8 protein-coding genes and 2 tRNA genes are annotated in these 11,141 nt (G+C 59.7%); 5 read left to right on the forward strand and 5 right to left on the reverse strand.

Translation table 11 applies throughout. The features are described from left to right. Positions 1–546: hypothetical protein (locus tag ACP5EL_RS07050; RefSeq protein WP_428401809.1), on the forward strand; the 546-nt coding region annotated here is incomplete at its 5' end. 40 nt (positions 547–586) lie between these two features. Here ACP5EL_RS07050 and ACP5EL_RS07055 read toward each other — a convergent pair. The 5 genes from ACP5EL_RS07055 to ACP5EL_RS07075 all read right to left on the reverse strand — a co-directional run bounded on the left by ACP5EL_RS07055 (position 587) and on the right by ACP5EL_RS07075 (position 5,823). Further along, a tRNA-Phe gene (locus ACP5EL_RS07055) sits at positions 587–660 on the reverse strand. A 9-nt stretch (positions 661–669) separates the two neighbouring features. Continuing rightward, a tRNA-Val gene (locus ACP5EL_RS07060) sits at positions 670–743 on the reverse strand. 160 nt (positions 744–903) lie between these two features. Continuing rightward, positions 904–4,116: a carbamoyl-phosphate synthase large subunit gene (gene carB / locus ACP5EL_RS07065; RefSeq protein ID WP_428401810.1), complete on the reverse strand. Its 3,213-nt coding sequence runs from the start codon at positions 4,114–4,116 to the stop codon at positions 904–906. Between the two features lie 5 nt (positions 4,117–4,121). After that, the gene (gene carA / locus ACP5EL_RS07070) at positions 4,122–5,213 is read right to left on the reverse strand and encodes a glutamine-hydrolyzing carbamoyl-phosphate synthase small subunit (protein ID WP_428401811.1); all 1,092 of its coding nucleotides are present in this window, start codon (positions 5,211–5,213) and stop codon (positions 4,122–4,124) included. Positions 5,214–5,460: 247 nt separating this feature from the next. Further along, the gene (locus ACP5EL_RS07075; RefSeq protein WP_428401812.1) at positions 5,461–5,823 is read right to left on the reverse strand and encodes a hypothetical protein; all 363 of its coding nucleotides are present in this window, start codon (positions 5,821–5,823) and stop codon (positions 5,461–5,463) included. Positions 5,824–6,011: 188 nt separating this feature from the next. Between ACP5EL_RS07075 and glyS the strand changes: the two genes are divergently transcribed. The 4 genes from glyS to ACP5EL_RS07095 form a co-directional block, all read left to right on the forward strand. Next, positions 6,012–7,745, forward strand: a complete 1,734-nt coding sequence (gene glyS / locus ACP5EL_RS07080; protein ID WP_428401816.1) for a glycine--tRNA ligase — start codon at positions 6,012–6,014, stop codon at positions 7,743–7,745. Positions 7,746–7,790: 45 nt separating this feature from the next. Beyond that, complete coding sequence (locus ACP5EL_RS07085; RefSeq protein ID WP_428401813.1) at positions 7,791–8,435, forward strand: hypothetical protein; 645 nt, start codon at positions 7,791–7,793, stop codon at positions 8,433–8,435. A 211-nt stretch (positions 8,436–8,646) separates the two neighbouring features. Further along, the gene (locus ACP5EL_RS07090) at positions 8,647–9,291 is read left to right on the forward strand and encodes an adenylate kinase (RefSeq protein ID WP_428401814.1); all 645 of its coding nucleotides are present in this window, start codon (positions 8,647–8,649) and stop codon (positions 9,289–9,291) included. A gap of 575 nt (positions 9,292–9,866) precedes the next feature. Then, the coding region (locus ACP5EL_RS07095) for an ATP-binding protein (protein ID WP_428401815.1) at positions 9,867–11,141 on the forward strand (1,275 nt) is incomplete at its 3' end.

An 11,141-nucleotide genomic window follows, 5' to 3' on the forward strand; every position in this document is an offset into this window, starting at 1 on the left:
GGCAGGTTCAAGTGGTTTCTCGCCTCCATCCTCTTCGGGGCCAGGATCAGCGAGAAGATCGCCTCGAATACATACAGGGAGTTCGAGAGGGCCGGGGTCGACACCGCTGAGAAGATCCTCTCAGCCGGTTGGGACGAGCTGGTCAGAATACTGGATGAAGGAGGATACGTCCGCTACGACGAGTCCACCGCCACCAACCTCCTCGACATAATGGCGGATCTGAAGGAGAGATACGGATCGCTGGAGGACCTTTACGAAGAATCTTCCGGTACAGAGGACCTGGAGAAGAGGCTGCAGGACTTCAAGGGCATCGGACCGGTCACAGCCCAGATCTTCTTGAGAGAGTTGAGGGGGGTCTGGGACGTGGATCCAGAGGTGTCGAAGAGGGCAGAAGAGACCGCTCGGTGTCTGGGGATAGACCTGCGGGAGTTCGAGGGTGAGAAGCTCTCACGGGTCGAGGCCGCCCTGGTCAAGCTCCATCTTCGATACTGCAAGAGGGAGAAGTGCTCGGAATGTCCCATGAGGGAGTTCTGCAAGGATGCGTAGAGAGCGAACGCTAGGGATTTTGACGCTTAAAGAAAATTAGTGCCCAGACCCGGATTCGAACCGGGGACAGCCAGATCTTCAGTCTGGCGCTCTCCCGGACTGAGCTACCTGGGCAAAGTTAGGTGGGCTCGATGCGATTCGAACGCATGATCCCCGCCATGTCAAGGCGATGTCATAACCAGCTAGACCACGAGCCCACAGCTGACGGATGCTCCCAGTGAGCTTTTCGAAGATAAATCCTTCGGTCAATCGGGCGGGGAGACGGCGAGGTGAGATAGCAATGAGAGACCGAGCCCCCAGCCTCGCCCCACCTCATTTCTGTCATCTCCCCGCTCTCCCTCCCCTCAATCGCCTCGCTCAGCGCACCTCCTGGTGATATTCGTTCAGCGCCTTGATGGTGACCTCGCCAGCCTTGGCGATGGTGATCGCCTGGGCCGCGGCCCTCGCCGCCTGGACGGTGGTGATGTAGGGGACGTGGTAGTCGACGGCGTTTCTCCTGATCTGAAATCCGTCCTTCACCGACTGCTTGGTGGTGGGGGTGTTTATGATCAGGCTCACGGCGCAGCGCTTCATGTAGTCGAGGACGTTGGGGCTTCCGACGTAGATCTTGTTCAACTTCTCCACCGGAATCCCCATCCCCGCCAGGAACTCCGCCGTCCCCTCGGTGGCGATGATCGAAAGGCCCGCCTCGGCGAGCTTCCTCGCCACCTCAGCGATGGGCCCCTTGTCCTCGTCCCTCACCGAGACGAAGACGGTCCCCTCCCTGGGGAGAGGGTTTTCGGCGGAGAGCTCCGCCTTGAAGAAGGCAAGGCCAGGAGCGTAGTCGATCCCCATCACCTCCCCCGTCGACCTCATCTCCGGTCCCAGGAGGGTGTCGGCCCCGGGGAGCTTCTCGAAGGGGAGGAGGACCTCCTTCACCGCCACGTAAGGGAGGATCGGCTCGCGGGTGTATCCCAGCTCCTGGAGGGTCTTTCCCGCCATGACTCCGGCCGCGATCTTGGCCAGGGGGAGGCCCACCGTCTTGGAGACGAAGGGGATGGTTCTGCTGGAGCGGGGGTTCGCCTCCAGGACGTAGACGATCCCGTCCTTGTAGGCCATCTGGATGTTGAGGATTCCCTTCACCTCCAGGGAGAGGGCGATCTTCCTCACATACTCCCGGACGGTGTCCTGGACGGCGGCGGAGATGGTCTGGGGCGGGATGATGCAGGCGCTGTCGCCGGAGTGGATCCCCGCCTCCTCGATATGCTCCATGATCGCCCCGATCAGGACATCCTCGCCGTCGGCGACGGCGTCGACGTCGATCTCGACGGCGTTCTGGAGAAAGTCGTCGATTAGTATGGGATGCTCCGGCGATACCCTCACCGCCTCCCTCATGTAGACCTCCAGCTCCCTCTCGTCGTAGACGATCTCCATCGCTCTTCCGCCGAGGACGTAGCTCGGCCTCACCAGGACGGGATAGCCGATCCTTCCAGCCTCGGCCTTCGCCTGCTCCGGGCTGGTGGCGTAGCCCGCCTCGGGCTGGGGTATCCCCATCTCTCTGAGGGCCAGGTTGAACCTCTCCCGGTCCTCGGCCATGTCGATCTTCTCGGGGCTCGTCCCCAGGATCTTTGTGGCCAGGCCCCTTCTAGCTATCTCCTTCTCCAGAGGGATGGCCAGGTTCATCGCCGTCTGGCCTCCGAACTGGACCATGACGCCATCGTGCCTCTCCTTCTCGATGATGTTCATCACGTCCTCCAGGGTGAGGGGCTCGAAGAAGAGCTTGTCAGAGGTGTCGTAATCGGTGGAGACGGTCTCGGGATTGTTGTTTGTTATGTGGGCCTCGATCCCCAGCTCCCGGAGGGCAAAGACGGCGTGGACTGTGGAGTAGTCGAACTCGATCCCCTGGCCGATCCTGATGGGGCCGGAGCCTATGATCAGAACCTTCTTCTTATCCGAAGGAGCGAGCTCGCACTCGTCCTCGTAGGATGAGTAGTAGTACGGGGTCTTGGCGACGAACTCGGCGGCGCAGGTGTCGACCATCTTGTAGGATGGGACGATCCCATTCTCGTGCCGGAGGTCGGTGATCTCCTCCCTCCTCCTTCCCAGGATCTTCGCTATCCTCTCATCGGTGAACCCCATCCTCTTCGCTCTTCTCAGGACCGGGACGGAGAAGCTCTCGGCGATCTCCCTCTCCATGAAGATGACGTTCTCCATCCTCGCGATGAAGTAGGGGTGGATTTTGGTCAGATCCGATATCTCCTCGATGGTGAGCCCGCGTCGGAGGGCCTGGTAGATGGCGAAGAGCCTCTCGTCGGTGGGCGTCACCAGAAGGCGGCGCACGTCATCGTCGGTCCAGGGGTTGTACTTCCCCTGGCTGCCGAGGTCCATGTCGATCTCCAGAGACCGGACCGCCTTCATGAAGGCCTCCTCGTAGCTCCTCCCGATGGACATCACCTCGCCCGTAGACTTCATGGCGGTGGTGAGGGTCTTGTCGGCTCGTACGAATTTGTCGAAGGGCCACCTCGGGATCTTCATCACCACGTAGTCGACCGTCGGCTCGAAGGAGGCGGGGGTCTCGCCGGTGACGTCGTTTGCGATCTCGTCCAGGGTCATGCCGATGGCGATCTTCGCCGTGACCCGGGCGATGGGGTAGCCGGTGGCCTTGGAGGCGAGGGCCGAGCTTCTGGAGACTCTTGGGTTCACCTCGATCACCCGATACTCGCCGTCCTTCGCCGCGAACTGGATGTTGCAGCCACCCTCGATTCGAAGGGCCCGGATGATGTTTATGGCGGCAGACCGGAGGATCTGGATCTCCTCGTCGGTGAGGGTCTGGATGGGGGTCACCACGATCGACTCGCCGGTGTGGATCCCCATGGGGTCCATATTCTCCATGTTGCAGATGGTGATGCAGGTATCGTTTTTGTCCCGCATCACCTCGTACTCCAGCTCCGTCCAGCCGACGAGGCTCTCCTCGATCAGGACCTGATGGATCCGGGACCTCTTCATCCCCATCTCCACGATCCGGAGGAACTCCTCCTCCGTCTCGGCAGAGCCTCCACCGGAGCCACCGAGGGTGTAGGCGGGCCTTATGATGAGGGGGAGGCCCAGCTCTGCCAGGGCCTTTTTCGCCTCCTCCATGGAGTTGACGGCCCGGCTCCGAGGGACGGGCTCTCCGATCCTGATCATGGCGCTCTTGAAGAGGTCGCGATCCTCCGTCTCTCGGATGGCGTGAACCGAGGTGCCCAGGACCTCGACGTCGAACTTGTCGAGGACCCCCATCTCCGCCAGCTCGCTGGTTATGTTGAGGCCGGTCTGGCCGCCTATCCCGGCGATTATCCCGTCGGGCCTCTCTCTCTCGATGATCTTGGCGATGATCTCGGGGACCAAGGGCTCGATGTAGATCCTCTCCGCCATCTCCGGGTCGGTCATGATGGTGGCGGGGTTGGAGTTGACCAGGACCACCTCGACCCCCTCCTCCCGGAGGGACTTGCAGGCCTGGGACCCCGAGAAGTCGAACTCTGCGGCCTGGCCGATCTGGATGGGTCCCGACCCTATGAGAAGAACTTTATTAATTTCTGGTCTCTTCGGCAATCCGATCACCTCCTCCTCGTCTCGATCTTTTTTGCGACCGAGGAGAAGAACCTCTCCTTGGTGCAGAGGGGACCGGGCCGGGCCTCGGGGTGGTACTGGACCGCCTCTATCCCCAGGTAGTTGCTCTTGATCCCCTCCACCGTACCGTCGTTGGCGTTGACCTGGGTGATCACGAGGCCGGTCCCCTCCGCCGACTCGGGGAGGAGGGCGAAGTTGTGGTTCTGGGAGGTGATGCGAACGATCCCAGATGCCAGGTCCTTCACCGGCTGGTTTCCGCCGTGGTGGCCGAACTTGAGCTTGTAGGTCTCGGCCCCCAGGGCGAGGCAGATCACCTGCAGCCCCAGGCATATCCCGAATATTGGCTTCTCTCCCGCAAAGTGCTTCACAGCTTCGATTGCCCTCGTCGCTTGCTGGGGGTCGCCCGGACCGTTGGATATGAATATGGCGTCGGGCTCGTACATCTCGATCTCCGATATCCTCGCGTCCGAGGGGACGACCACTATGTCGAACCCCTGGCAGGCCATGGAGTCGAGGATGTTCCTCTTGATCCCCAGGTCCATCATAACGACCTTCGGGCCGTCACCTGGGATCCGATAGGGGCGCTTGCAGGAGACGGCGCTGATCAGGTCGAGGCCGGAGATCTTCGGCTGATCTCTCGCGAGGCCGACGACGTCCTCTGCGGAGACTTCCCCCCTATCGCCGACGGCGAGGGCTGCCCTCATAGCCCCCTGGTTTCTGATCTTTATGGTGAGCATCCTCGTATCCAGGCCGGAGATGCCCGCAACCCCCTCCTCCTCCAAAAACTTTGAGATGGTCCTATTGGACCTGTGGTGGAGGGGCCGATCCCAGATCTCCTTGCAGACCATGGCCGTGGCCCTGATATGGTCCGACTGGAAGTTGTCGCCGCTCACCCCGTAGTTTCCCATGAGGGGGTAGGTGAACATCAGAAGCTGCCCCGCGTAGGAGGGATCGGTCAGGGCCTCCTCGTAGCCGGACATGACCGTCACGAAAACCAGTTCGCCAGAGACGACCCCAGGTGCTCCGAAGCCCACCCCTTCGATCCTGGTGCCGTCTTCCAACCCTAAGACGCCGATCATAGTATCGCCACATCAAGTAGAGAGGTGGCCTAAATAGGTTTCGACGGGATCGAGGGGCGAAGAGGCGGCCCCTCGCCGGAAACCGATTGCCGGGACCGCATAGATCGGCCATGCAGACTTTGAGCTCTTAAGCAGAGGGTTCTACGACCCGGGGCATTTCTGAATCGATGAAGGAAAAAAGAAGTAATAGAAGAGGGGAGAGATCGGAAGAATCTGGTCTCCTATCTATAATCCAGTCCTATCGAAATCAGGTTATTAGAGGAAGCTCTGCCAGGTATAGGTCCTCTGTCCGGTTGTCATCTGGGCCGAAGACCTGGTCGATAATGTCATTTACGTAGGCAACTGTCTGCTGGTTGAATTGGGCGGATTGGTTGTTGTAGAACTCAACCATCTCCTCATTGTCAGCAGTCACGACGGTTGATTCCCCGCCCAAGCCGTAATACAGATCCACCAAGTTCCCTTGCGTAAAGGTCGCCGAGCCTATGATTATCGCGCCTTCGTAAAAACCCATTTTGTAATCCTCGGAGAACTCCTCTTGAGCACTGGCCACGCCGACGGCGCCGCAGAGCAGGACGCCGATCACTAACCCAAACTTCACAATCCCTTTCATGAGCTATCACTCACCGGTCGCCGATACGCTCACCTCCTTAAAAACTCTGTCGGATAGGGGGCGAGGGCCCACGGCATCAAAATCGTATCCCGAAATCCCGCGTCCCTTCCGATCGCGTCCCCCTTCTCAGGCCCAAACGACAAAGGTTAAATGATCTCTTGCGGTCTAGGGGAGGCGAGGATTGGCTTATGGACATGTACGAGAAGGTGATCGAGCTCGCGCGAAGGCGCGGCTTCATCTGGCCCGCCTTCGAGCTCTACGGCGGAGCTGCGGGCTTTTACGATTATGGGCCCCTGGGAGCCCCGCTGAAGAGAGGGATTGAGGACCTCTGGAGGGGATTCTTCGTGATCCGGGAGGGGTTCTGCGAGATCGAGTGCCCCACCATCGGGGTGGAGGAGATCTTCAAGGCCTCCGGCCACCTCTCTGGCTTCTCCGATCCCCTCACCGAGTGCAAAGAGTGCGGTGAGATCTACCGGGCAGACCACCTCATAAAGCACATCATCGAGGTCCCCGACGCCCTCGCAGACGAGGAGATATACCGCGTCATAAAGGAGAACGACGTCTTCTGCCCCGAGTGCGGGGGCGACCTCTCCGAGATCTACGAGTTCAACCTGATGTTCAAGACCTTCATCGGCCCGGGCGGAAAGCAGCCCGGATACCTGCGGCCCGAGACGGCCCAGGGGATGTTCGTCAACTTTCCGAGGCTTCTGCGCCACTACCGCGACCGCCTCCCCTTCGGCGCGGTCCAGATCGGAAAGTCCTACCGAAACGAGATCTCCCCCCGCCAGGGGGTGATACGGCTCCGGGAGTTCTCTCAGGCCGAGGCTGAGATCTTCATCAACCCCAAAGACAAGAGCCACCCGAGGTTCGGCGAGGTGGCGGACCTGAAGATGACCCTCTACTCCAAGGAGGGCCAGGAGAGGGGGGTGACCGAGGAGATGGCCGTCGGCGAGGCGGTGGCCCGGGGGATCATCGCTCACCAGACCCTCGCCTACTACGTCGCCCGGACCTGCCAGTTTCTGATGGAGGCCGGTCTCTCCAAGGAGAGGCTCAGGTTTAGGCAGCACAAGGACGACGAGATGGCCCATTACGCCGCCGACTGCTGGGACGCGGAGGCGCTCCTGGACCGGTTCGGTTGGATCGAGATCGTGGGGATAGCCGATCGGACGAACTACGACCTCAAATCCCACATGGCCCAGAGCCAGGCCAACCTCACCGTCTACCTACCCCTCGACCAGCCGAGACGGGAGGATAGGCTCGTGGTCAAGCCCGATATGAAGAAGCTCGGCCCCCTCTTCCGGAAAGAGGCTAAGGCCGTCGCCGACGCCCTCTCTGCCCTGCCCCTGGAGGAGCTGAAGCAAGACCCCATCGTCGTCATCGTCGATGGCAAGAGCCAAAAGATCGACCCGGCTCTCGTCTCCTTCGAGATGGTGACCGAGGAGATCAGGGGCGAGGAGATCGTCCCCCACGTCATCGAGCCCTCCTTCGGGATAGACCGGATCCTCTACTCGGTCCTGGAGCACTCCTACCGGGAGGAGACGGTTGAGGGGGAGACGAGGGCTGTCCTGGCCCTGAAGAACAGGGTGGTCCCGATCCAGGTGGCGGTCCTTCCCCTGATGGATAGGTCGGAGCTCTTAGCCCCTGCCGAGGAGATCGCCCGGGATCTCCGCTCCCTGGACCTGAGGGTCGAGTACGACTCGTCGGGGTCCATCGGCAGAAGGTACCGGCGAAACGACGAGGTGGGAACCCCCTACTCGGTCACCGTCGACTACGAGACCTTGGAGGAGGGGACGGTCACCATTCGGGACCGGGACTCCATGTCCCAGATCAGGGTCGTGAGGGCCGATCTCGCCGACAAAATCCAGGCCCTTCTCGCGGGAGAGATGGAGTTTTTGGAGGCGGGCACCCCCCTATCGGGCTGAAAGGCGCCAGATATCCTGGAAAAAAAGGGCCGGAGGTCTGAGGAGATGAGGTTTAAGGGGTTTGACCGTCTCGCGATGGAGGCGAGGAGGAAGGCGATCCACCTCTCGGGCCTCTCGGTGCCCGCCTCCATCCTCATATTTGGGAAGGCCGCGACCGCTGGGTTTGTCGCCCTAGCCCTTCTGGCGGCGCTCGTCCTGGAAAGAAGGAGGCTTGCGGGATACGTCAGCCTGCCCACATCTCGCGACCACGAGGAGGAGAGGGTGGCTGGCTACGTCTACTACATCTGGGGTACCCTGCTGACAGTCCTCGTCTTCCCTCCCCCCATCGCCATCGCCGCCATGCTGATGCTCTCGCTTGGGGACGCAGCAAGCGGCATCATCGGCTCTCTCGTCCGGGGGTCGGCGGTGCGGGCCGAGATCATGGAGGGGCGGGACTGGAGGCCAAAGCCCCTCCCGATAATGGCTGCGACCTTCGCGGTCTGCCTTCTGGCCGGCTACGTCGCCGTCATCCTTGAGGAGACCTTCTTAGCCGGGCCCGGTCTCCTCTCCCCTCCCATATACATCGCCGGCGCGGCGGCGGCCACTTTTGCCGACGCCGTACCCCTCTCCTTCCGAGAGAGGGTCATCGACGACAACCTCTCCATCCCCGTTCTTTCGGGGGGGGCGATGTTCGTCGTCGGCCTCCTCTGATTTTGGAATCTGAAATCTGACCGACTATCGTGCAGAAAGCTTTTTTAACGCTGGGGAGAGTCAAATTCCCAGAGATCGGAGCAACTGTGAGCGGCCAAGCCATCCGAAATGGGGCCTCAGCTTTAGATGAAAACTGTGGTTCACAACTCGGCGGGGAGGGCCGCCGACGTCGAGATGTTGCTCGATATCGAGAGATAATAGGAGGGATATTATGAACATAGTACTACTCGGTCCACCAGGATCCGGAAAGGGCACTCAGGCCAAGATGATAGCGGATAAGTACGGCGTGGTTCACATCTCCACCGGGGACATCCTGAGAGAGAACGTCAGAAACAACACCCCCCTGGGAGTGGAGGCGAAGAAGTATATGGAAGCGGGCAAGCTCGTCCCCGACAGCCTGCTCATCGACATCATCAAGGACCGGCTGGCCAAAGACGACGTCAAGGGCGGCTGGATGCTGGACGGCTATCCCCGGACCATCCCCCAGGCCGAGGCTATGGACGAGATCCTGCCCGCCCTGGGCCAGAAGATCGACGTGGTCCTGAACATCGACGTTCCCGACGAGGAGCTTATCAAGAGGGTCACCGGCCGGCGGATGTGCAAGTGCGGCGCCACCTACCACGTTCAGTTCAATCCCCCGAAGGAGCCCGGCAAGTGTGACGCCTGCGGCGGCGAGCTCTACCAGAGGGCGGACGACACCGAGGAGACGGTCAAGGAGAGGCTCCAGGCCTACCACGCCCAGACCCAGCCCCTCATCGACTACTACGACAAGAGGGGGATCGTGGTCACCGTCCTGGGCGTGGGTGACATAAAAGAGATCTTCGGGAAGATATCCGAGGCTCTGGATAAGATTTAAAGATCTTTCCTAAAATCTTTTTTACATTTTTTTCCTGCTCAAAGTGTAATTTTTATAGTCCATCGCCAAATCTATTGCCAAACATTTTAAATCCATAAGATCAACATTCCAGTGGGTGAATTGAGACGAAACTGAAGAGAAGACACAAAATCGTACTCATCTTGATCCTCCTATTAGCTCTGGCGCTTCTCTTCAACTTGTTGCCCCCGGTCAAGGATTCTTCTCTGATTTTGGCTGCCAGCGTTTTATCTGCTTCTATTGAAATTGTAGGATTTATCAGAGATCGCCCCGGTAAAGAAGAAGACCGGCCAAAAGTCCAGATCGATCAGTCCACCGGCGCCCGCGCCGAGGTTTATGGCGATCAGAAGAATCTGTTCTCAGGCACCTTCAGCGGACCGACCTCGGCAGAGAGAGACGCCATAGATATGCGAGGTTCAACGGGATCGATGAATAGGCCCACAGGACAGGTGAAACAGCATTTCGGTGACAATATCCAAGGCGACAAAATCAACCAGATAATGGCCCCTTCAAAGGAGCTGCCGATTCCACGAATCAGGCCGCCACCGCAGAATTTTGTGGGCAGAGATGAAGATATAACAGAGATTCTCAGCGGCTTTGAGGGCGGAGCGGTCATCGCCGGTCTTCGGGGCATGGGCGGGGTAGGAAAGACCGCCCTGGCTCTCGTCCTGGTTGAAAGGCTCGCCGAAAGTTATCCCGATGGCCAGATCTTCGTTGATTTGAAGGGCACCGACAAGAATCACACCGACAAGAATCCGTTGACATCCGCCGAGGCGATGGCCCAGGTGGTTCGGGCTTACGATCCAGACTTCAAGATTCCCCAGAACGAGGGCGAATTAGAGAGGATATATATTTCAATACTTCATGGCAAGAGGTCCCTCTTACTGCTCGACAACGCCGCCAGCCGAGAGCAGGTGGAGCCGCTTCTCCCGCCGAAGGGGTGCGCTCTTTTGGTGACCTCCCGCAATAAGTTTGCCCTTCCTGGTTTGGCGGAAAAAGACCTGGACGTCCTGCCCCTCGATGACGCCAGGAAACTACTCCTGGAGATCTGTGAGCGGATTGGCGATCATGCGGAAGAGCTGGCAAAGCTCTGCGGCTGCCTTCCCATCGCCCTGAGAAACGCCGCTTCTCCCCTGAGAGAGAAGCCGAATTTGATCGTTGCCAATTACATCAAAAAATTGGGCGATGCAAGGGAGCGGCTGGAGCTGGTGGAAGCCTCCTTCAGCCTGAGCTACGACCTTCTCACCCCACAGCTCCAAAAGCTCTGGTCCATGCTCTCCGTCTTCCCCGCAGACTTCGACCTCACCGGAGCCGCAGCCGTATGGGAGATGGAAGAGATCCCCGCCGAGGACGCTCTTGGTGATCTGATCAGGTGGAGCCTGGTGGACTTTTCGCCTTCAGCCACCGGCGAAGGGGGGCGATATCGGCTCCACGACCTGGCGCGCGATTTCGCCGGATCGCGCCTCGATCCGTCTGCCGTTGACTCGGCCGGGCTGCGCCATGCCGAGCATTACAGAGATGTACTATCTCTAGCCGATAAATCCTTCAAACAAGGCAAAGGGGGAACTCTGACGGGCCTTGCGCTATTCGACCAGGAGAAAGCGAACATCCTCGCCGGGCAGTCCTGGGCAGAGAATAATCTGGAAGGAAATTCTTCTGCTACGATCGATCTCTGCAAGTCCTATCCAGATGCCGGGGTCTACGTTCTCGATCTCCGTCTCTCTCCCCGTGAAAAGATCTCCTGGCTTGAAACGGCATTGGAGGCGTGCAGGAGATCAAATGATAAGGTAGCGGAGGGTTATCACCTGGGCAACCTGGGGAATGCTTACTCT

It is taken from the genome of Methanocrinis sp., from assembly GCF_049974945.1.
Classification (GTDB): Archaea; Halobacteriota; Methanosarcinia; order Methanotrichales; family Methanotrichaceae; genus Methanocrinis.

Bases quoted from the DNA above. Each gene is read 5' to 3' on its own strand.
- ACP5EL_RS07090 (WP_428401814.1), top strand. From the start codon at position 8,647: ATGAACATAGTACTACTCGGTCCACCAGGATCCGGAAAGGGCACTCAG.
- carA (WP_428401811.1), bottom strand. From the start codon at position 5,213: ATGATCGGCGTCTTAGGGTTGGAAGACGGCACCAGGATCGAAGGGGTG.
- glyS (WP_428401816.1), top strand. From the start codon at position 6,012: ATGGACATGTACGAGAAGGTGATCGAGCTCGCGCGAAGGCGCGGCTTC.
- ACP5EL_RS07075 (WP_428401812.1), bottom strand. From the start codon at position 5,823: ATGAAAGGGATTGTGAAGTTTGGGTTAGTGATCGGCGTCCTGCTCTGC.
- ACP5EL_RS07085 (WP_428401813.1), top strand. From the start codon at position 7,791: ATGAGGTTTAAGGGGTTTGACCGTCTCGCGATGGAGGCGAGGAGGAAG.